Annotated in this window: 19 protein-coding genes and 1 other RNA gene; 6 read left to right on the top strand and 14 right to left on the bottom strand. The window is 54.9% G+C overall.

What is annotated here, in order from left to right; all coding sequences use genetic code 11:
- Positions 1-12 precede the first annotated feature (12 nt).
- From B2V21_RS07430 to B2V21_RS07380, 11 genes are all read right to left on the bottom strand, one after another.
- Positions 13-534, bottom strand: coding sequence for a GAF domain-containing protein (locus tag B2V21_RS07430; RefSeq protein ID WP_286916475.1), 522 nt, complete (start codon positions 532-534; stop codon positions 13-15).
- Between the two features lie 725 nt (positions 535-1,259).
- A complete protein-coding gene (locus tag B2V21_RS07425) occupies positions 1,260-1,910 on the bottom strand; it encodes an HNH endonuclease signature motif containing protein (protein WP_286916474.1) in 651 nt (216 codons plus the stop codon).
- A 1-nt stretch (position 1,911) separates the two neighbouring features.
- A complete protein-coding gene (locus B2V21_RS07420; RefSeq protein ID WP_286916473.1) occupies positions 1,912-2,553 on the bottom strand; it encodes a hypothetical protein in 642 nt (213 codons plus the stop codon).
- Between the two features lie 4 nt (positions 2,554-2,557).
- Positions 2,558-4,828, bottom strand: coding sequence for a sensor histidine kinase (locus B2V21_RS07415; RefSeq protein WP_286916472.1), 2,271 nt, complete (start codon positions 4,826-4,828; stop codon positions 2,558-2,560).
- Positions 4,825-6,168, bottom strand: a complete 1,344-nt coding sequence (locus tag B2V21_RS07410) for an N-6 DNA methylase (protein ID WP_286916471.1) — start codon at positions 6,166-6,168, stop codon at positions 4,825-4,827. Before B2V21_RS07410 ends, B2V21_RS07415 begins: the two co-directional genes overlap by 4 nt.
- A gap of 681 nt (positions 6,169-6,849) precedes the next feature.
- Entirely contained in the window at positions 6,850-7,125 is a 276-nt protein-coding gene (locus tag B2V21_RS07405; protein ID WP_286916470.1) for a hypothetical protein, read from the bottom strand.
- Positions 7,122-8,102, bottom strand: coding sequence for an integrase domain-containing protein (locus tag B2V21_RS07400; RefSeq protein WP_286916469.1), 981 nt, complete (start codon positions 8,100-8,102; stop codon positions 7,122-7,124). The genes B2V21_RS07405 and B2V21_RS07400 overlap by 4 nt, the downstream gene beginning before the upstream one ends.
- A gap of 952 nt (positions 8,103-9,054) precedes the next feature.
- Positions 9,055-10,311 (bottom strand): integrase domain-containing protein, encoded by a 1,257-nt coding sequence (locus tag B2V21_RS07395; RefSeq protein ID WP_286916468.1) that lies wholly within the window; start codon positions 10,309-10,311, stop codon positions 9,055-9,057.
- Between the two features lie 187 nt (positions 10,312-10,498).
- Positions 10,499-10,891: a transfer-messenger RNA gene (gene ssrA, locus B2V21_RS07390) on the bottom strand.
- Positions 10,892-10,969: 78 nt separating this feature from the next.
- Positions 10,970-11,242: a hypothetical protein gene (locus B2V21_RS07385; RefSeq protein ID WP_043190822.1), complete on the bottom strand. Its 273-nt coding sequence runs from the start codon at positions 11,240-11,242 to the stop codon at positions 10,970-10,972.
- Positions 11,243-11,458: 216 nt separating this feature from the next.
- Positions 11,459-13,159 (bottom strand): lactate permease LctP family transporter, encoded by a 1,701-nt coding sequence (locus B2V21_RS07380; RefSeq protein ID WP_286916467.1) that lies wholly within the window; start codon positions 13,157-13,159, stop codon positions 11,459-11,461.
- Between the two features lie 185 nt (positions 13,160-13,344).
- Here B2V21_RS07380 and B2V21_RS07375 point away from each other — a divergent pair, with 185 nt between their 5' ends.
- Positions 13,345-14,112 carry a GntR family transcriptional regulator gene (locus B2V21_RS07375; protein ID WP_286916466.1) on the top strand — a complete coding sequence of 256 codons (768 nt, stop codon included), beginning with the start codon at positions 13,345-13,347 and terminating at the stop codon, positions 14,110-14,112.
- 49 nt (positions 14,113-14,161) lie between these two features.
- Here B2V21_RS07375 and smpB read toward each other — a convergent pair whose 3' ends face one another.
- A complete protein-coding gene (smpB, locus tag B2V21_RS07370) occupies positions 14,162-14,644 on the bottom strand; it encodes an SsrA-binding protein SmpB (protein WP_043190812.1) in 483 nt (160 codons plus the stop codon).
- Positions 14,645-14,902: 258 nt separating this feature from the next.
- Between smpB and B2V21_RS07365 the strand changes: the two genes are divergently transcribed.
- A complete protein-coding gene (locus B2V21_RS07365; protein WP_056845235.1) occupies positions 14,903-15,337 on the top strand; it encodes a type II toxin-antitoxin system RatA family toxin in 435 nt (144 codons plus the stop codon).
- Positions 15,330-15,641 carry an RnfH family protein gene (locus tag B2V21_RS07360; RefSeq protein ID WP_286916465.1) on the top strand — a complete coding sequence of 104 codons (312 nt, stop codon included), beginning with the start codon at positions 15,330-15,332 and terminating at the stop codon, positions 15,639-15,641. Before B2V21_RS07365 ends, B2V21_RS07360 begins: the two co-directional genes overlap by 8 nt.
- A 61-nt stretch (positions 15,642-15,702) precedes the next feature.
- On the opposite strand, the gene B2V21_RS07355 is transcribed toward B2V21_RS07360, so the two are convergent.
- Complete coding sequence (locus B2V21_RS07355; RefSeq protein ID WP_049858655.1) at positions 15,703-16,224, bottom strand: outer membrane protein assembly factor BamE; 522 nt, start codon at positions 16,222-16,224, stop codon at positions 15,703-15,705.
- Between the two features lie 98 nt (positions 16,225-16,322).
- On the opposite strand from B2V21_RS07355, the gene fur reads away from it, so the two are divergent.
- Positions 16,323-16,727, top strand: a complete 405-nt coding sequence (gene fur / locus B2V21_RS07350) for a ferric iron uptake transcriptional regulator (protein WP_049858656.1) — start codon at positions 16,323-16,325, stop codon at positions 16,725-16,727.
- 157 nt (positions 16,728-16,884) lie between these two features.
- Here fur and recN read toward each other — a convergent pair whose 3' ends face one another.
- Complete coding sequence (recN, locus tag B2V21_RS07345) at positions 16,885-18,558, bottom strand: DNA repair protein RecN (RefSeq protein WP_286916464.1); 1,674 nt, start codon at positions 18,556-18,558, stop codon at positions 16,885-16,887.
- Between the two features lie 228 nt (positions 18,559-18,786).
- Between recN and grpE the strand changes: the two genes are divergently transcribed.
- A complete protein-coding gene (gene grpE / locus B2V21_RS07340) occupies positions 18,787-19,353 on the top strand; it encodes a nucleotide exchange factor GrpE (protein WP_056845239.1) in 567 nt (188 codons plus the stop codon).
- A gap of 116 nt (positions 19,354-19,469) precedes the next feature.
- The coding region (locus B2V21_RS07335) for an Hsp70 family protein (protein ID WP_286916496.1) at positions 19,470-19,566 on the top strand (97 nt) is incomplete at its 3' end.

Below are 19,566 nucleotides of genomic sequence, written 5' to 3'. Positions count from 1 at the left end.
CTCTTCCAACAATCACTCCAACTCAATCCCGACACCCGCCACTTTCACGGCCAAGCTCGCGAAGAATATGCACCCGATCAACCGGGCAAAAATCTCCAGCGTTTCGCACACATCCGGATCTTCAAACAGCACAGGCCGCGAATCGATCGCGCAAAGCGCTCCGTACAACCGGCCATCAGGCAGGAAAATGGGCACGCCTACGTAACTGTCCAGATCATAGGTCTTGACGATCAGTCGTGAGGCGAAGCTGTGGTCATGGCTGACTCTCGGGATCAGCAACGGCGCCGGATCCCGCTGAAACTCGCTGCAGATCGTGTCTTCCAGCGGAAAGGCCTCACCTGCGCCGATTCCCAGGTCGGCGGAATCGTGCACGGAGCAGATGACCAATTCAGCGTCGCCAAATTTGGTGATCGCGGCGAAGCGCATGTTGGTGAGCCGGGTCACCAGACGCAGAATGTTGGTGGTGGCTTCGATTTCAGCAATGGCTGAGCGTTCTTCCTGGGACAGGAGGCTGGGCGGGTAGTCGAGTGCCATGGTGTACCTCGTCGTTTGGTGCAGTTTCGGCTTGTGAGGGAGGTTCTGCAAGGGGGGAGATGGAGCGATGTTGTGACACGAGCGCTATGCAGCCAAAACCGAGCATTTAGGTACAAATAAGCTGTTGCGCGCTACGCAAGGTGCCTGGTTTGTGACGGCTGTATGGGCCGGGGTAATCTGAAACGAGTAGGTATCTATCTGTTTTGTCTAATTAATAATTGATTGATAAACTCGCTTGGAATACCAGTTGGAACGCTGTGTGGTCTGGATTCCGATGGACGGCGCCTTTTTAAAGAGCTACGCCATTAATGAGTCGGTATTGAATCTACCAAGCAAATGGTTGATCACCAACTGCTGATGATCATCGCACCAGCGCGTAAGATGCGCCACCTGTAGGTACAGAAGCTCCTAGCTTACGACACCGTTAGGGCAGAGGATTCGCGGGGCTCCTCTTAGGGTAGTTATAAATAAATCAGCTAATTATGGCGCTTGGTGGAATCGACTCGGGGGGGACGGCGTGCCTTTGGTGGTGAGCACTATGCATGCAACGAACGCTCCGCCTGATTGATGATATTTCAGCCGGCTCGTAGGGAGAGATATCGTTTTCCGAGATCTCTCGCGAAAGGCATCATCACAGCTAGTGCGGCTCGTCAGTGGGCTTTATGGTTCATCCTTGGGTTAAATATCAGTGTAAAATTAACGGGTAGTCCCTGTGATTCGAATTGTCATAAGTTTTTTTTGTGAAGCATATTGAAGGCTTCAGTTAGCACGTCCTTAACTTCGCGCAATGAGGTTGCCATGTTTCTTGCCGTGTCTCGGTCGAAGTCGTCGGCTTGCATGTATTCGACTAGCTCTTTTAACTTTAGATCCACAATTTCATTAAGCTGCATCGCTTTGTAAAGAATGGTTCTCTTCCTCCTTAGCTGAATTCTTGACTCTCTGTTGAGGTGTAGGAGCTCAAGCATATATCGTGCAACTACTCCCGTTGTTAAGAGATGTCCTGATCGCTCTACTTTGAAATAATTGGATAATGGTTCAAGGAAGGGGTCAATGAATCCAATTGTGCCGTCGTGAGAAGCGTGTACATGGAAGTACATGTTTGTCGGCCAGTTTTTTGATTTCCATATATTACATTTGGAGCAGGCCAAGACTAAGTTGTTTGGGTCGCTCTTTAATTCTGCAAAGTGTGCATACGGTCTGAAATGGTCGATATGAAAACCTTCGTTTCCGTGCTCTTCAAGTAGTGCGTCACAATAAATGCATCGATCTTGGCAATCTTCTTTAATTTCTGTGAAATAGTGGTGGTAGTCTGCATAATAGCTGCCGTCTGCTTTTTTTGAGTAATTTTGGCGGCGAGTGAGAAGAGGATAGAACATTTTATTTTTTGCCCAGAAGTATTTTTTCTATGTTGTTTAATGTTTCTTCCTGTTCATCTAGTTTTCTTTTAAGCTCCATGGTCATAGTCGACTCCTCAATAGCAGCAGGAGCCTCTCGCCAAAGCTTTAACTCATTTAACTCATTTGCTTCTTCTTTTGATATTTCAGATAGGACATATTTCTTTAGTAGAAGTACAAAACGCTGTTCGCGTTCATCCACAATTTGTTCGTAAGCATTGATGTGCCGGACCATGCGTTTGATGGCGCTCTCCAGTGCAGCCCCACCATCAGCAAAATCATCTTTGCTTAATACATATTCAACACTTTCTAAATTGTCATCAATTTCGTCTGGATGGTTGCTGAGAATATATATAGGGATTTTGCTATCGAGCTGTCTATATGCACCTGCCAACTGACTTCCTATATAATCTGCAGTTCCCGCGACCTCAAGGTGCTCATCGACAACGATAGAGGCAATCCTGGGGCGCATGGTGCAGATAAATTTTAGCATTAAAGGAAGGGTGGGCTGAGGTAAGGCGCAAATTACCTCAAGTTCTGGAGGTAAGTTTTTTCTGAGTTCTCTGCCGTAAGAGTCAAGAGCGATTTGCTCTTCATCAATGTATAGAACGACATTCCTTTCCATGAAGTCAGGCCTTGCTGTGTGTAGTTAAAGGTATTTTGATTGTAAATTCTGCTCCGCCAAGCCTCCCCTTTGGCGTTGCGGAAATATTCCCACCTGTGTGATTGTCTACGAAACTTTTGACAATAGAAAGCCCCATGCCAGTGCCCTCAACTGAGCCTTTCCTGTCGAGGCGTGTGCTATACATCGGTTGGAAGATTTGTTCTTCTGTTCCTAACTCTAGCCCAAAACCGCTATCAGCAAAGCTAATTAACATGTATTCATTTTCTTCCTGGATGTTAACAGAAATAAAGCGCTCCCCTATGGCAGTTTTTTTGAGTGCCCATATGGAATTAGATATGAGGTTAACAAAAATACTCTCCAGATCTATTTCAAAGGCAGTAATTTTTCGTTTGGTTGTGCATGCGACGCTTGTTACAATGTTCTGCCTTTCTAGTGAAGCGTTTAAGGCTTTGAATACTCCTGTTGCGACTTCGCCAACGTCAACAGCTTTGCGCTTTCTTTTATCTGGCTTTATGTTTCCTAAGGCAAAGGATGCAAAATTTCTTACGAAGCCTGTACTTGATATTATCGTTCTCAAACAGTTCGAAAATTCCTCGTCGTAAGGAGGTGTCAGCATGAATATGCCTCTCTCGAAACTGTCCTTTAGATTTTTTGCGTTAACCAATGATAGGTTCGTGAACTCTTTTGCTTCATGTCCAAAGCAGACTGTAAGAATTCCCAGCGATGCTAAGTTAGCTAGCGTATCCTTTTCATGCTCTAACTCCTCAGCCTTTTTTTCTAAGTGTATCTCCAGCTCGCTTGATCTGGCTGCGGCCTCTGCCAGTCTGGATTCCACCTCGGCGATCCTAGTCATTAGAGTTTCGGGATTGTCCACGCTGATATCTTTTTGCTCACCAGTGTCGACGTTTTGTTGTGCACCTTTAGAGATGGATTCTTTAAGTTCCTCGACTACTTTTGTGGTCTCATCAAGAGCCTTTTTTGCAAGCAGTTTCTTTTCTTGTGTATCAGACCCATCGTCTTCTTCTCGGGCTATTTGATGAGCGTAAGATTCAAATCGAGCAATAATTTTTAGACAGAAAGCACGCATATCATAAAATGCGTCTGATTCAACTATGCCCTCACGATTTGTTTGATCTTCCAAGAGGGGGTTGGTCTGCCTACCTATGAATACTGCTCCAATAACTTGATGCGGGCCAACTTTCCAACCGCCTTGCTTAACCCCGCCAGGGCTGCGCGCGCGACGGATACCAAGATCTAGCCAATCACCTTTGCCCGTAGGCTCGCCATAAGGGCGAACTCTGAATCTATCTCGATAGATACGAATCCCTTGGTTCGCATTCATGAACTCCCGCCAATTGCGCTTACTAAAGTCGATATTCTTTAGGCCTGGTGCATCCCATGGAATAAAGTACATTTTAAGCTTGAGGGGACCAGAGCTTGGTACAGGTGGTCGATCCTTGATCCAGCTTTTCCATTCTTCTGACTCGACTTTAAACTCTCGGCCATCAGAGTATTTAAAGTTGGCATTGATGTTTTCGCCATCAAGCTCTGCTTCAACTACCCAGCGTGCATATTCGACGGCAGACGAGCTTGCGACCTGTCCATCTATTTCAGAGAAGTCTGACTTAATTGAAATTGAGAAGTCATTGGCGTCGTCGAAAGGAGAGATTAATAGTGATAGCTCTTTCTTAAGATCGGTCAGAAGGCTCAGGTTCCAGTCATCCTTTAAACCCAGCAGCATAATTCGCGTGCCAGAATTTTTTTCGGTGTTTGGGAACGTTCCGTGCTCGTCCTGAATATGACCGGAATGCTTGTAAAGCTTATGCTTTATCTGTGAAAGGGGTTTTTCGGCGTTTTCGTATGCCTCCCATTCTATTTGGAGCTCCAGTACAGCTTGATCATTTTCTCGCTTGGTTTGCAGAATTAATGTTTTGCAAAGTCTATCTGCACCTAGTCGGCCTAGCCCTTTAGCCCCGGTGTAAATTCTTTCTTTATCCGAGATGTCCTGATGCGTCTTATGGCTTGTGCCAATAATCAACCAGTTTTCTTTTACTTCTTCATAAGACATGCCATCCCCATCATCATCAATTATTAGAGAGGGAAAGCCTTCTTTAGATTTGGTGAATGTAAGTCGTACGTTTTTTGAGTCGGCGTCATAGGAGTTTTTGATGAGCTCGGAGATAGCTACCATAGAGCTTGATATACTTTGTCGTCCGAGCTGAATAGGTAAACGAGCTGCGATCTCAAAAGGTAGCTCATCAAGCAATTCTTTCATTCAAACCTCCATGGTATTTCTGATATTGCCGATACGGTTAAGTGGCGGCATCGAATTCTGTTGTTCAGAAACTCATTAATATTTTCTTCTTTCAATAGCTTTAATAGTTCGCGACACCTATCTAGGCTTCCATTCTTCGGCGTTAAGACGATTAGGTGGTTTTCGACTGCGACTAATCTTTTTCCTAGAACTATAGTTGGCACAGCACGATGTCTGTCTCTAGGGCCAGATGTTCTTCTGATCGCAACAAAGGGCGGTTGGAAAACTCTCCCTGAAAATTTACGATTTTCTGAGATCTTCCCTATCTCCCCCCATCGTGGAAGAGTTTTTGGATGAATGTATGCATACAGTTTTCCTTCGTGAGGGTCTCTATATGGTACGACTGCTCCAACCGAGACCTCAAAAAAATCTCGGAGCTTAGGAGAGCCTTCGAGACCTAGCGTTTCCGCAGTCTGCCATTCAATTATGCTAGGGTTTTTCCGGTCAACTAGTCCATTGAGAATGAAAATATCAATATCGGTTTGCTTGTCGAATCTGCCTTCGACAGAGACTTTGGAAATGCTTAGAGTAGACTCAATCGCGTTACGCCACGCTTCAAATCTACTTCCGCTTCTAAGGACGTCGGGTAGAATAGCAGAAATCGATGAGCCGTCCTTTAAGACTTGTGTCAGCTCATAGTAGTAAATTGCCGCGTTGTTAATTTTGCCGTTAGCCCAACGATATTTTGCTACTGTCTTCGAGTTGTTGTAAGGTGGGTTAAGCGCGAGGTGTGTGGCCTTGGCTATAACTGCTATATTTTCTAAACAGTCGCCCGTGTGGATATTGGTTAACAAGTCCAGTAGTTCAGGTAGGCTTTTGTCTGCTTCAGCTCCCCTTACTAAGCTCTCAAGTACTAATCTCAACTTGGTGCAATAAACGAACTCTGGGAATAAATCAATTCCACATAGCTGTTTTCCCCATTGCTCTAAAGTCTCGCTGGCTAAAGGCATTACGGAAAGCTTTCTGGAGGCAGCAACAAGTAGACTTCCTGAGCCACACGTGGGGTCCACCACGAGAGAGCTATCATCAATTGGCTCGTTAAAAGAGTTTATAGCTTTTTCCGCCAGGGCATCGCTGGTAAAGAAAACTCCAGATTCGCGGAGAGTTGCTATATCTATTAGTTCTCTAACTTTGCTGGCTGTGATATTGCTATGATTGGAGAAGTTGGAATTGTAGTCTTTTTTCCATAGATGGAAGACTTGCTCAAGTTTTGTATTGTATTTCGCAAAGCCTTCCATTTGTTCCCCGTCTTGAATCTTGTTTGTTTCAATAGCTGTTTTTGGTGAATGAATTATAAGCATTAAGATTTATAGTTTTCTTGTGAGCGATGCATCTAGGTGACCTTCAAAATCAGAATACATTTCAACGTCACTCAGCAACCCTGAGGGAATCGCCATCCTTTGCACAAATATACAGCAGCGGTTGGGGGGCGCACGAGCAGGATCTGCGTCCAGTCGGAGAGGCCGGTTCGGAGAACCTGAAAAGATTGACGTATTTTCACAGAGCGTAGAACGAATTTTCACTGGTTGACCCTGCTAACCGTTAGGTCTCGCTACCATGCAAGGAGGATGGACATCTCGGTAGTTTTCAGCTATGGGGAACGAGCTAGGCTGTGATGAACCCGTAGGGAATGGCTTCTTAGGGATGCCCCAGGATTCCAAGTTTCGCGAGCTAGCCTGCAGTCGCTGACAGGGTCGACCCTGACGATCAAGATCATGGACCTGCGGAAGGTACGTGCAACTCCGTGATGGTCGCGAACACTCTTCCCTTGAAGGCCTGCCGGTTGGCATAGAGCATGAGGCCTTCGGGTACATCTGAATCAGGTGTTGCGCGTGCTCCACACGATCAGGGGCGTTTGTGGAGCAGAAAAATTGTAGAAGAACTGTCCGCAGAGCCAGTAACCGTTTCTTGCCGGCGACAGCCGGACGCGAGGAGTTGCTTCGAAGTGATTGCGGTCGCTCCTTGCGCAGAACCGTCCCAACTCAGAGATCAAAAATCCACAACACCTCCAAGCGTCGAACGATCAACCTGATGGTGAGCAGATAGTAATACCGCGTGTTTTCGCGACGCTGTTCTAAGTGATGCTTTAGAAACCACTCCAGATGCTTCCGCTGCCAAGCCCAAGGGCTCTCCCGCTGCCACCGCTTAGCTATAGCAGCCTGGATGATCCTCGCCTGCCGCAAATGGCGCAGCCGCGTCGCGTGTGATCCAGTCAATACGCCAGCCAAGAACACCTCCATATCAAACGCTTTACTCATGGCCGCCCCCCAATATAGGCAGCGACCACATCGACCCGGCCGTGTCCTAGCTCATAGCTGATTCGCAGGCGGGCGTCACGGTCAAGACATCGGTCCACGGTGTAGCACCTCCCACCATTAACAGGGGCGCGATCCCCGGTGATCCGCTGGTAGCGCTCGCACGCAAAAGCAGTCCTCAATTCGTGAAACCCTTTCAGGTGGTGTTTGTGCAATACCTCGCGGGCTGGTTTGGCAATTCCCTGTAAAACATCGAGATAGCTTTCGCTTGGCGCAATCAAGTTGTGGCTACCCGCCGGCGACACCTGCGCCGCAATCGTCAAGGCATCAAGAACCTGTTCATCGACCACAATCCACCGAGGGGCCGAAGCACCTGTGCGGCCCCCCTTAGTGCCATCCTGAATGTTGATCCTTCCAAGGTTGCTGGCCTCTCGGCAAAGGCGTGGCAGGTCAGCGAGGATCGCCTCGCGCAATCGCATGCCGGTCGCTCGCGCCAACAGAACGATCGCAGCGGCCCGTAGCTGATGTTGGCTACAAAGCGCATCGACGATCTGTTTAACCTGTTCGCGGTTTTGGCCTTGCGGTACCGACTGGCGAACCCCGGTGCGCTGCATACCCAACGCCTTGCTCGGACTGGGCAATTTCACGCACTGATCACCACGAAGCGCCGCCATTGTCCTGTTAACGCTGGAGAGGCGGTTTTGTGCGGTGCTGATGGCGAGGCTACCACACTCAACCGCATCGCGCAGATACGCCGCATAGTCCGCCAATACCTTCCGATCAATCTGCCGCGCATCATTGATACCTGGCCCTTGTTCGGAGCGGCACCACTTCACGAATGCCTGCCATCGACCACTGTGCGCCTTCACCGTACCGTAGTGGCCACCGCTGAACATGTCTTTCAGCGCCTGAGGTCCCGCGTAGCTCAATTGCCTGCCATAGCCGAAATTACGACCATCTCGTCTACCCACCAATGCCATGTTGGTCACCTCATTTGCCGTTCTCCAATCCTCGCCCCACGTCATCCCGCCAAGAATGCTGAGTGTTATCAGGGATCAAGGCCCCTGCGACCTGTGGGGAATGTCCTCTACGCGGGACTGGCGGCTCCTTACGACCGGGAGCAAGGGCATCTCATGATCTGGCCTCCTGAGCACCGTTACCGGTGGGCGGGTGGAGGCTGCATTGGCTGACGAGTCCAGTGCCGCGAGATCCTGAGCCGGGTGAATGCAGCAATGTGATGACCGGGGCATGCCTGACTGTCAGTCAGGTGCAGTCCATTCCCTAGTCTGCGGCACCATCATCTACATCGCTGTTGCTGGTGACATCGGCGTTTGTCACGCCGATTGTCACGAGTGGAGTTGCCGCAGAGCCAGGTGCGATGAGGGCTGCAGCAGTGCTAGAAGCGCCCGTCTCTTTCCAGGAGAAAGAGACGGGCGCAGGTTGGTGCAAGATTCGGCCAAGCGGATTGGTTGCTGCAGGGCAGCGAAGTAGGAGGTGTTGCCTGGCGCACGAGGGCCATGATCTGAAGTAGGCATCCATCACCGGGGAGGTGACCGGGCGAGCTGCCGGATGCGAATCGCCATTTGGGGGAGAACCACCGCGAGAGCGGCGTGACCTTCAAGGCTCGGGCCACCTGGGTTGCTGTCATCGACAGCGCTTGCACGACCTGTTCTACGCCTGTGGATAAACGCGGTCAAGGTTCGAGATTCAGCGCCACTTTGGACTTTAAGAGCGGTTATCCACCGATGGAATTCCGTGGTAAATCCTGGATAACGTGTTCGCTTTTAGCTCTTCAAAGTGAGGTCCTTCCAAACAGGGCGGCTTTGCAGCCCTGTTTGGAAGGACCCGTGCTGAGAAGCGGATGAGCGAGGCTGCTTGACCCGAATCTTGAACGTTCAGTTGTTGCTGCTGCCGTTCTTGCGCCGTACAGAGCTAGCGGATCGGTACCACGTTCTTGTCTCTGACTTGACCGTAGGCTGAGGCAAGCAGGCTGCCGGTGGCGGCTTTCTGGATGTACTCACTCCACCAGGCCATCATCGGGCGCCGGCGCTCGATGTAGTCGGCCCGGTTGTAAGCGCTGCGCACCTCATCCTTGTCGACATGCGCCAGTGCGACCTCAATGAGTTCGGCGTCCCACCCATGTTCATTCAAGATGGTGCTGGCCATCGAGCGCATACCGTGGCTGACCAATCGATCCTGAAAGCCCATGCGTTTCAATGCCATGTTGGCGGTCTGGCTATTGGCGTGGGTGCGTGGATTTCTATCGGCCGGGAAGACGTATTCGCGATGGCCGCTGTGAGTCTTCAGTGACTCCAATAGTGCGACAGCATGATCACTCAACGGGATGCTGTGTGGACGGCGCTTCTTCATACGCTCCGGTGGGATAGTCCAGACACGCCTTTCGAAGTCAATGTCTGCCCAGCGAGTAGTCGCCGCCTCGGCGGGGCGAGTCATCGTGTGCAACTGCCATTCGATTAGGCAGCGGGTCGTGCGTTTGATACTGGCGTTCGCGATCTCCAGCATGAGCTCGGGGAGTTCTTCGGGCGGAAGCGCAGCCATGTTCTCTTTCTTGGGCTTCTTGAATACTGCCCTGATGCCGGTGAGCGGGTTGGCGAAGATCAGGCCGGAGTTTACGCCGTAGGTCATGATCTCGTTTAGCCGCTGGCTAAGACGCTTGACCGTCTCCAGGCTGCCTTTCGCTTCGATTGGGCGAAGCAGTCCGATCACCATCGGCGCGGTGATTTTGGTGAGTGGTGTCGTCTTCAAATCGGGGAACACGTGCAGCGTGAGCGACCGCCAGATGTCCTCGGCGTAGGCTGGAGTGACCGAGTCTTTCTTGAGTTCAAACCAAGCGGTGGCCACGTTCTCGAAGGTGTGTTCGGTTTCCGCGCGTTTGGCTTCATTCAACGTATTGCGCTGCACCTTCGGATCAATGCCCTGTGCGAGCAGCTCGCGCGCATCGACTGCCATCTTTCGTGCATTCGCCAGTGACAGTTCGGGGTAGGTCCCGAAGCCGATGTTGATGCGCTTTTTGGTCACCGGTTCGCGGTAGTTGAAATTCCACAGCAACGAGCCGTTGCTGCGTACGCGGAGCTGCAAACCGTCACCGTCAGTAAGGACGCAATCCTTGGACGCCGGTTTGACTCCCTTGGGCTGTCGATCGGAGAGGCGGAGGTTTTGAGCAGGCATGAGATTGGCCTCAAGCACTGATTCGGTATTCCAAAGATTAGCACCGGGTGAGGTGGAATACCGCCTGGAATACCCGAACGGTTGGAACTCAAAAACTCTCAAAAGACCGCAAAAGCGCTGGAGGCCGCGTATTTACTGGATAGCAGGCACAAAAAAAGACGTCCGTGGACGTCTTTGTTTTATCATTTGGTGGAGCCGGGGGGATTTGAACCCCCGTCCGCCAGTACTCCGCTGTCGGTACTACATGCTTAGCCGTGTCTACTGAGTTAATCCGCAGCCGCCCGACTGGCAGGGTGCATTGGACGAGCTGTGTAAGTTTTAGTCGCTTTGCCCACAGCGTGCTACACGACGATCCTGTTCTGCGTGACGATCACTTTGGGTTTACAGGCATCCCCTGATGATCGCTGGCACCGAAGTAGCCAGAAGAGCGGCTCAGCTACCGTTAGGCAGCGAGAGCTTGGCCCTCGTAGGTTTCGTCATTGGCAACTATAGAAAGTTGCAACAGTGGATTTACGACTTCTGTTACCAAGTCGGCATGCACCTAAAGTTTCGCAACCGGCGTCGAATCCTAATCGGCCCCAGCCCCTGCGGTTAGGCAGGGGAGACGTAGTCTACGTCATTTTGCGGCGTCAGGCCAACCCTATGGTTGGCTTGGCGGTCAGCCTTTGCTTTTCTGAGCATCCATCAGGATGTTCATGGCATCGGTGGAGTGCGAGATGCAGGCTTTTTCGTCCTTGGCAGCGTGGGCGGCCATGGCTGCTTTGTACGCGTCGTCGTATTGGCTCTTGGCAGGGTCGCCCAGTTGCATGGAAGTGGTCTTGGCGTCGTTCAGCTTCTGCATGTTGACGGCGCACAGGTCTTCAGCTGCGAACACAGGGGATGCTACCAGGGCGGAGGCTACGATCAGGCCGGACAGATAGGTACGCTTCATAAGAATCTCCTTACTCAAGGTGGACTCGGCGCTCCTCGGTAGGATCGGCGTCCGCAGTCAGAAATAGCCCGATTGCTTGCGGGCCTGATAAATGGACTTCGCGCCAATGCAGGGGTTCTACGCAAAACGTGTGCGGATGTAAAAAAATTCATAAGGCACCAAAAGGGGGCATGATAGCCCCCAGGTTTGGTGTGATAGACGTAGATCGGCTGCCGATCAGTGCACCAGCATGCCGGTGAACCAGTACGCTTGGGCCAGGGTGATCAAGCCGATGATGGTGGCGAACAACAGGCTGTGCTTGAGCGTGAAGCGCAGCAGGTCGGACTCGCGGCCCACCAGCCCGGTGGCAGCACAGGCGACGGCGATGGATTGTGGCGAGATCATCTTGCCGGTCACGCCGCCGCTGGAGTTGGCGGCCACCATCAACACATCGCTGACACCTAGCTGGTGCGCGGTGGTGGCCTGCAGCGAGCCGAACAGGGCGTTGGACGAGGTGTCCGAGCCGGTGAGGAACACACCGAGCCAGCCCAGGAACGGCGAGAAGAACGGGAACGCGGAGCCGGTACCGGCCAGGACCAGCGCCATGGTGGAGGACATGCCCGAGAAGTTGGTGACGAAGGCGAAGGCCAGCACCATGCCGATGGACAGGATCGGCCAGCGCAGTTCGAACAAGGTTTCACCGAACGTCTTGAACGCGGTCTTGATATTGATGCGCAGCACCATCATCGAGATGATCGCGGCAAACAGAATCGCCGTGCCGGTGGCCGAGATCGGGTCGAACTTGAACACGGCGGGCATCGGTGTGGCGGTGGCGACGATGGGCGCGGTCTTTAGCACCAGTTGGTCCAGGTGCGGGATGGCGAAGTTGAAGACGAAGTCGTACATGGCGCCGCCCGGGGCGAACATCGCCTTGAACGGCTTCAGGGTCCAGATGGTGACGAGTACGGTCAGGATCAGGAACGGCGACCAGGCCTTGAGAATCTGCCCCAGGCTGTAGGGCGTTGGCGTCGAGCCACCGACAGTGCTGGCTTTGCCTGTTGGCCCGCCGCCCATCACGGCTGCGCCACCGCTGACGGCGACCGTTTCGCGGCTGGCCGCGCGCTTGGGTTGCCACACTTTGAGAAACAGGGTTAGGCAGACGATGCTGGCCAGGGCCGAGGTGATGTCGGGTAGTTCCGGACCGATGAAATTGGAGGTCAGGTACTGCACGATGGCGAAGCTCAGGCCTGCGACCAGCGCCGCTGGCCAGGTTTCCCGAACGCCGCGCAGGCCGTCCATGATGAACACCAGCCAGAACGGTACGATCAGCGACAGCAGCGGCAGTTGGCGGCCGGTCATGGCGCCGATCTTGAACGGGTCGATGCCGGTCACCTGACCCGCGACGATGATCGGGATGCCCAGCGCGCCGAAGGCCACCGGCGCGGTGTTGGCGATCAGGCACAGGCCTGCGGCGTACAGCGGGTTGAAGCCCAGGCCCACCAACAGGGCCGCGGTAATCGCCACCGGCGCGCCGAAGCCTGCCGCCCCTTCCAGAAACGCGCCGAAGCAGAAGCCGATCAGCAGCACTTGCAGGCGCTGGTCGTCGGTGATGGACAGCACCGAGCTGCGGATGATTTCGAACTGGCCGCTCTTCACCGTGAGTTTGTAGAGGAACACGGCGGCAACGATGATCCAGGCAATCGGCCACAGGCCGTACATGAATCCGTAACCCGCGGCGGCCAGCGCCATGTCGGCGGGCATGCCGTAGGCGAAGATGGCCAGGATGATGGACAGCGCCAGCGTGATGCTGCCGGCGATATGACCCTTCATGCGGAACACGGCCAACGCCAGGAAGAAGAACACGATGGGAATGACGGCAACCAGGGCGGACAGCCCGAGGCTTCCGAGCGGGTTGTAGATCTGCTGCCAGGTTTGCATAAGCTGAGGCCCCTTGTTTTTTTTGGAAGGCTTGGCGCTGTAGTGCGGCTGCGTGATTGCAGAAATTGGTAATACCAATTTACAATAAATCCAAGTCAGGTTAGGGCGCAGCCGTTGGGCTGTCAATTTCCTTGTCTATGACTTTGGTCGAGTGCGGCCAAAGCAATCGTGTGTTGGAGCCACCCATGGGTATTGATCAAGTCCGTCAGCGGCGTTTGTCCGATGGCATCATCGAGCGTCTGGAAGCCATGATTCTGGAGGGCACGCTGCGTGCAGGCGAGCGCTTGCCGGCCGAGCGGGCGCTCGCCGAGCAATTTGGCGTGTCGCGCCCCTCGCTGCGCGAAGCCATCCAGAAGCTGGTCGCCAAGGGCATGCTGGTCAGTCGTCAGGGCGGCGGCAACTATGTCTGCCACAAGCTGGGCTCGACCTTCAGCGATCCATTGCTGGCGCTGCTGGAGAGCAATCCGGAGAGTCAGCGCGATCTACTGGAATTTCGCCACACGCTGGAAGCGTCATGTGCGTTCTATGCGGCGCAGCGCGCCACTGAGATCGACCGTGAACAACTGAAGCTGGCCATGGATGTTCTGGAAGACTGTTACCGGCGAGTCGACAGCGTGACGCGGGAGGAGGAGGGCGTGGCCGATGCCAACTTCCATCTGGCCATCGCCGAAGCCAGTCACAACGCGGTGTTGCTGCACACCGTGCGCGGGCTGTTCGACATGCTCAAGCGCAATATGGTGGTGAACATCGGGGGGATGCATCGGCACAGTGTCGAAACCCGCGACAAGCTCATCGCGCAGCATCGGCAGCTATTTCAAGCAATCGTCGAGGGGCAGGCAGAACAGGCGCGGGAGTTGGCCAGTCTGCACATCACCTACGTGCAGGGCGTGCTCGACGAGGCGCGGCAGACGGTGCAGCGAACCGCTCGCGCGCAGCGGCGCAACGGCTTGTAAAGGTCAAGCCGGGAATCGCGGCGAAGCCGGCGCTGCAAGGAGCGGGAAGTTAGTCTTCCTTGCCCTTGTTGCGCACGGCACGCTGCAGCTCGCGGTTGGAATCGCGTTCGCGCTCGGTGTCGCGCTTGTCGTATTCCTTCTTGCCCTTGCCCAGAGCGATTTCGCACTTGATCAAGTGCTTGCTCCAGTAGATCGACAAGGCCACGCAGGCATAGCCCTTCTGCTGAACCTGGGCGAACAGCTTTTCCAGTTCGCGGCGGTTGAGCAACAGTTTGCGGGTACGCGTCGGGTCGGCGATCACGTGGGTGCTGGCCGTGGTCAGGGGGGTGAAGTGGCTACCCATCAGCCAGGCTTCGCCATCCTTGAGCAGCACGTAGCTGTCCACCAGTTGCGCCTTGCCGGCACGCAGGCTTTTTACTTCCCAGCCGGCCAGGACCAAGCCAGCCTCGAAACGGTGTTCGATGAAGTAATCGTGTCGCGCTTTCTTGTTCTGCGCGATGGTCCCTGTAGGGTGTTTCTTTAATTTGGCCATAGGGCGCGCATTATAGGCAGTCGTTGCGCTCTCGGCTACGGTATTGCGGTGTGCTTGAGCGGTTGCAATGAATACCGGACAATACGTGATCTTTTTGGATAGCCTGCGCTCTGCCGCTGTCGACAAAGAAGCCCCATGATTTCGTTGGCGTGCCCCCTGTCTGCTGGCATGCCTACCTTATTTTCAAGGCGCCGTTGGCGTCGTCCGGCCGGCGCGTGATGCTCGCGTCCGCCGCCCAGCTTTGGAAGTGACGCTCGCATGACTACCCATATTCAACGCTCGGCTTTGCTGCCATATCCTGCTCAGGCCCTGTATGACCTGGTCAACGATGTGTCGCGCTATCCCGAGTTCCTGCCCTGGTGTTCGGCCACCACCATCCTCGAAGAAACCGACACCTTGATGCGTGCGAACCTGGACATCGCCAAGGGTGGGTTGAGTCAGCACTTCGTGACCCGCAATACTCTGGAGCCTGGTCGCTCCATCGAAATGAACCTGGAAGAAGGCCCGTTCAATCAATTGCACGGTATGTGGATATTCAAGCCGTTGGGTGAGAAGGCCTGCAAGATCAGCCTGGATCTGTCCTTCGACTACGCAGGCCCCATCGTTCGTGCCACCTTGGGTCCGCTGTTCAACCAGGCTGCCAATACCCTGGTCGATGCCTTTTGCCAGCGCGCCAAGCAGTTGCATGGCTGACCAGTCGATCGAGATCGAGGTGGTCTATGCCGCTGTCGATGACCAGGCATTGATCTCGCTTCAGGTACCCGTAGGTACCACGGTGGCCCAGGCCATCGAGATGTCGGGCATCGCCGAACGCTTTCCCGGCGTGGACTTCTCCCAATGTCCGGTAGGCATCTTCGCAAAGCTTGTGGATTCTCCTGCGGAACAGGTGCTGCAGGCAGGTGATCGCATCGAGCTCTATCGACCTTTGTTGGCGCACCCGAAAGAAGTGCGGCGATTGCGCGCGGCCAAGGCGGCGCAAGCGCGCAAGACACGCTGAGATACGTGTTCTTCGCCCATGAAAAAGCCCGGCATCACCGGGCTTTTTTCGTATCGCCTGCTTACTGCGGCGAAACGTCCAGCGGCTGGGGCGTTGGGACGGGAACCGTCTTCACACCGTCCACATCGCGCTGGATGTCTTCGAGCATCGACCCAGGCTTGGGTGGCTCTTCGGCTTTCTGTGGCTCGCCCTGTTGAGGCACGACGTTGGTGTCGGTATCGCTGCCCAGAATCGCCTGATCCTTGCTGACGCCAGGCATGAAGTCGCCGGACAGGCCGACCAGCTGGTCGTTGCCGTTGAACAGGACACTCATGCGTTCCTGCTGACGTTCGCCGCCGCCTGGCTGCAGGCTGTACAGGTAATCCCAGCGATTGGCGTGGAACGTGTCGACCAGCAGAGGGTTGCCCATGATAAACCTTACTTGCCGACGGGTCATTCCGGGCCTTAACTGGTCTATCATGTCCTGCGTGACGACATTGCCCTGCTGGATGTCGATTTTGTAAACCCCGGGGAATGAACAACCGGCGAGTGCGAGCAGTCCCACGAAGGTGAGGCTGGTTAGCAAGTGCTTGGTGTTTTGCATCGGTGGGCGACTTCCACTATCTTTGCTGGGACAACGTAAACCCCGATCATACCCGTATTAAGAGATGCTGCGAAGCCGCATCGTTGAGAAAGCTGACCATGGTTGATAATAGCGAACTGCGTAAAGCCGGCCTCAAGGTGACCCTTCCACGGGTCAAGATTCTGCAAATGCTGGAATCGGCACAGCAACGCCACATGAGCGCCGAAGAGGTCTACAAGGCGCTGATGGAGGCTGGCGAGGATGTGGGTCTGGCCACGGTTTACCGTGTTCTGACTCAATTCGAAGCGGCCGGTCTGGTAGCACGTCACAACTTCGACGGCGGCCATGCCGTGTTCGAATTGGCAGACGGCGAGCATCACGACCACATGGTCGATGTGGAGTCGGGTGAAGTGATCGAGTTCACCGATCACGAGATTGAACGGCTCCAGAAAGAGCGTGCGATCCAGAACGGCTACGAGTTGGTCGATCACAACCTGGTGCTGTACGTGCGCCGGCCCAAGTAATCTCGGGCTTGATGCAGAAAGGCGACCCGAGGGTCGCCTTTTTTGTATGCGGTGTGTCAGTGAGGGCCTATTCGCGGGCAGAGCCCGCTCCCACAGGAAGGCAACCTCCCCCATGTGGGAGCGGGCTCTGCCCGCGAAGAGGTCGGACCTGCCACCATCACCCCTTGGCCGTCACCACCATCTTCTTGGCATGGGCAAGTGATTCCTTGGTCAAATCGATCCCGCCCAGCATCCGCGCCACTTCTTCCACGCGCTCGCCCTTGCCCAGGTTCGACACCGCCGTGCGCGTCTCGTCGCTGCCGCGCACCTTGTGCACGAACAGATGATGATGCCCTTGAGCCGCCACCTGCGGCAGGTGGGTCACGGTCAGCACCTGGCCACGTTCACCCAGGCGACGCAGCAACTGGCCGACAATTTCGGCGGTAGGCCCGCCGATGCCCACGTCCACTTCGTCGAACACCAGCGTCGGGACCCGCGAGGTCTGCGCCGTGATCACCTGGATCGCCAGACTGATCCGCGACAGCTCACCACCCGAAGCCACCTTGGCCAGGGGCTTCATGGGCTGCCCAGGGTTGGCGCTGACCAGCAGCTCAACCTGCTCCAGACCATTGGGGTGCAAATCCTCATGGGCGTTGGCGCGCAGTTCGATAGTGAAGCGCCCGCCAGGCATGCCCAAGCGCTGGATTTCCACTTCCACCGCCGCGGCCAGTTGCGCTGCCGCATGGGTGCGCAGGCCGGTCAGCTCGCGCGCTTTTTCCTGATAGTGACGGGCATAGGCCGCCAGTTCTTCACCCAGTTGCTCGATCGATTCATCGCTGGCGTTCAAGCCTTCCAGCTCTTCGAGCAAACGGTGTTGCAGCGCCACGACTTCAGTCGGGTGCACGCGGTGTTTGCGCGCCAGGGTATAGATAGTGTCGAGGCGCTCCTCGATGTGCTGCAAACGCGCCGGGTCTGCCTCGAAGTGGTCGAGAAAGCGATTGAGTTCGCCGACCGCTTCTTCCACCTGAATCTGCGCCGTGGCCAGCATCGAGGCGGCTTCGCCCAGCGCGTTCGGTGCATTGCTGACGCCGCCCAGGCGATTCAGACTGGCGGTCAGCGCGCTGAGCACGTTGCCCGAATCGTTTTCGCTGCAGTGGTCGATGACCTGGCGGCAGATGCCGAACAGCGCTTCGGCGTTGGTCAGGTTCTTGTGTTCCTGTTCCAGCTGCTCCAGCTCGTTTTCACCCAGGCCGAGATTCTCCAGCTCTTCCAGCTGATAGCTGAGCAGCTGGTGGCGTGCGCGCTGCTCGTCGCCGGAATCCGACAGGCGTTCGAGTTCCTGGCGAGTCTGCCGCCATTTCTGCGCGGCCAGTTGCACTTGGCGAGCCAGGTCGCTGGCACCGGCATATTCGTCGAGCAGGCGGCGATGGGTGTCGGTCTTGAGCAGCGACTGGTGCTCGTGCTGGCTGTGGATGTCGATCAGCAGCTCACCCAGAGACTTGAGGTCGCCCAGCGGGCAGGGGGTGCCGTTGATGTAGCCGCGCGAACCGCCCTTGGCGGTGATCACCCGGCGCAGAATGCAGGGGCCGTCGGTTTCCAGGTCGCGCTCGGCCAGCCAGGCACTGGCCTCGGGGATATCGACCAGGTCGAACGTGGCCAGAATGTCGGCCTTGTCGGCGCCTGGGCGAACCACGCCGCTGTCGGCACGGTCGCCCAGGGCAAGGCCCAGCGCATCGAGCATGATCGATTTGCCGGCGCCGGTTTCGCCCGTGATCACGCTCATCCCGCGCTCGAGTTCGAGGTCGAGATGTTCGACGATGGCATAGTTGTGTACGGACAGGTGCACCAGCATAAGACCGCCCCCAGGCATGAATGTCTGGTTATTTATACAGTGTTTCATGCAGGACTGACAATATTCGTCCTTAGCTCGTTTTCGCCTGATCCCGGGAGTTTTTATTGCTGACCCGCAAAGCTCGCGTAACGCCGCTTGTCGTCAGCCCTTGAAGCGCGGATTTGCGACCCCATATACCGGTCAGAAGCGCGAGTCGACCTCGCGGACGTAATCGAGAGGAGAGAACCAATGGCTGACGAACAGAACCTGGACGATCAGAATCTAGACGCTAATCAGGCTGCCGACGCCGGTGCCGAAGACCTCACCGCGCGCGTGCAATTGCTCGAAGAGCAGCTCGCCGCCGCCCAGGACCAGTCCCTGCGCGTAGCCGCCGACCTGCAGAACGTTCGCCGCCGTGCCGACCAGGACGTGGAAAAAGCGCACAAGTTTGCCCTCGAGAAGTTCGCCGGCGACCTGCTGCCTGTGCTCGACAGTCTGGAGCGCGGCATCGAGCTGTCCAGCCCCGATGACGAAAGCATCCGTCCGATGCGCGAAGGCATGGAGCTGACTCTGAAGATGTTCCAGGACACGCTCAAGCGTTACAACCTCGAAGCCATCGATCCGCATGGTCAGCCGTTCAACGCCGAGCATCATCAGGCCATGGCCATGCAGGAAAGCGCGGACGTCGAGCCCAACAGTGTCTTGAAAGTTTTCCAGAAGGGCTATCAGCTCAATGGACGCCTGCTGCGCCCGGCCATGGTCGTGGTCAGCAAGGCCGCCGCACCGGTTTCGCCTTCGATCGACGAGCAGGCTTGAAATCGGCCAAGTGGCCCCCATCTTAGTGTCAAGCGTTTAAGTGCTACCGCAGACAGCCACCACTGTCGCGGCAACCAAATCCAAAATTTTCGGGCCTTAGTGCCAGGAGAAGAAACATGGGCAAGATTATCGGTATCGACCTGGGGACTACCAACTCCTGCGTCTCCATTCTGGAAAACGGTAAGGCCAAGGTCATCGAGAACGCCGAAGGCG

The sequence above is a fragment of the Pseudomonas sp. UBA6276 genome, assembly GCF_002438365.1.
Classification (GTDB): Bacteria; Pseudomonadota; Gammaproteobacteria; order Pseudomonadales; family Pseudomonadaceae; genus Aquipseudomonas; species Aquipseudomonas coleopterorum.
Note: the sequence above shows the minus strand (reverse complement) of the source record. Positions and strands in the feature narration are given on the sequence as shown.

What these genes read in the sequence shown, in the direction of transcription:
- B2V21_RS07430 (WP_286916475.1), bottom strand. Translation starts at nt 534, where the DNA reads ATGGCACTCGACTACCCGCCCAGCCTCCTGTCCCAGGAAGAACGCTCA.
- B2V21_RS07425 (WP_286916474.1), bottom strand. Translation starts at nt 1,910, where the DNA reads ATGTTCTATCCTCTTCTCACTCGCCGCCAAAATTACTCAAAAAAAGCA.
- B2V21_RS07420 (WP_286916473.1), bottom strand. Translation starts at nt 2,553, where the DNA reads ATGGAAAGGAATGTCGTTCTATACATTGATGAAGAGCAAATCGCTCTT.
- B2V21_RS07415 (WP_286916472.1), bottom strand. Translation starts at nt 4,828, where the DNA reads ATGAAAGAATTGCTTGATGAGCTACCTTTTGAGATCGCAGCTCGTTTA.
- B2V21_RS07410 (WP_286916471.1), bottom strand. Translation starts at nt 6,168, where the DNA reads ATGCTTATAATTCATTCACCAAAAACAGCTATTGAAACAAACAAGATT.
- B2V21_RS07405 (WP_286916470.1), bottom strand. Translation starts at nt 7,125, where the DNA reads ATGAGTAAAGCGTTTGATATGGAGGTGTTCTTGGCTGGCGTATTGACT.
- B2V21_RS07400 (WP_286916469.1), bottom strand. Translation starts at nt 8,102, where the DNA reads ATGGCATTGGTGGGTAGACGAGATGGTCGTAATTTCGGCTATGGCAGG.
- B2V21_RS07395 (WP_286916468.1), bottom strand. Translation starts at nt 10,311, where the DNA reads ATGCCTGCTCAAAACCTCCGCCTCTCCGATCGACAGCCCAAGGGAGTC.
- B2V21_RS07385 (WP_043190822.1), bottom strand. Translation starts at nt 11,242, where the DNA reads ATGAAGCGTACCTATCTGTCCGGCCTGATCGTAGCCTCCGCCCTGGTA.
- B2V21_RS07380 (WP_286916467.1), bottom strand. Translation starts at nt 13,159, where the DNA reads ATGCAAACCTGGCAGCAGATCTACAACCCGCTCGGAAGCCTCGGGCTG.
- B2V21_RS07375 (WP_286916466.1), top strand. Translation starts at nt 13,345, where the DNA reads ATGGGTATTGATCAAGTCCGTCAGCGGCGTTTGTCCGATGGCATCATC.
- smpB (WP_043190812.1), bottom strand. Translation starts at nt 14,644, where the DNA reads ATGGCCAAATTAAAGAAACACCCTACAGGGACCATCGCGCAGAACAAG.
- B2V21_RS07365 (WP_056845235.1), top strand. Translation starts at nt 14,903, where the DNA reads ATGACTACCCATATTCAACGCTCGGCTTTGCTGCCATATCCTGCTCAG.
- B2V21_RS07360 (WP_286916465.1), top strand. Translation starts at nt 15,330, where the DNA reads ATGGCTGACCAGTCGATCGAGATCGAGGTGGTCTATGCCGCTGTCGAT.
- B2V21_RS07355 (WP_049858655.1), bottom strand. Translation starts at nt 16,224, where the DNA reads ATGCAAAACACCAAGCACTTGCTAACCAGCCTCACCTTCGTGGGACTG.
- fur (WP_049858656.1), top strand. Translation starts at nt 16,323, where the DNA reads ATGGTTGATAATAGCGAACTGCGTAAAGCCGGCCTCAAGGTGACCCTT.
- recN (WP_286916464.1), bottom strand. Translation starts at nt 18,558, where the DNA reads ATGCTGGTGCACCTGTCCGTACACAACTATGCCATCGTCGAACATCTC.
- grpE (WP_056845239.1), top strand. Translation starts at nt 18,787, where the DNA reads ATGGCTGACGAACAGAACCTGGACGATCAGAATCTAGACGCTAATCAG.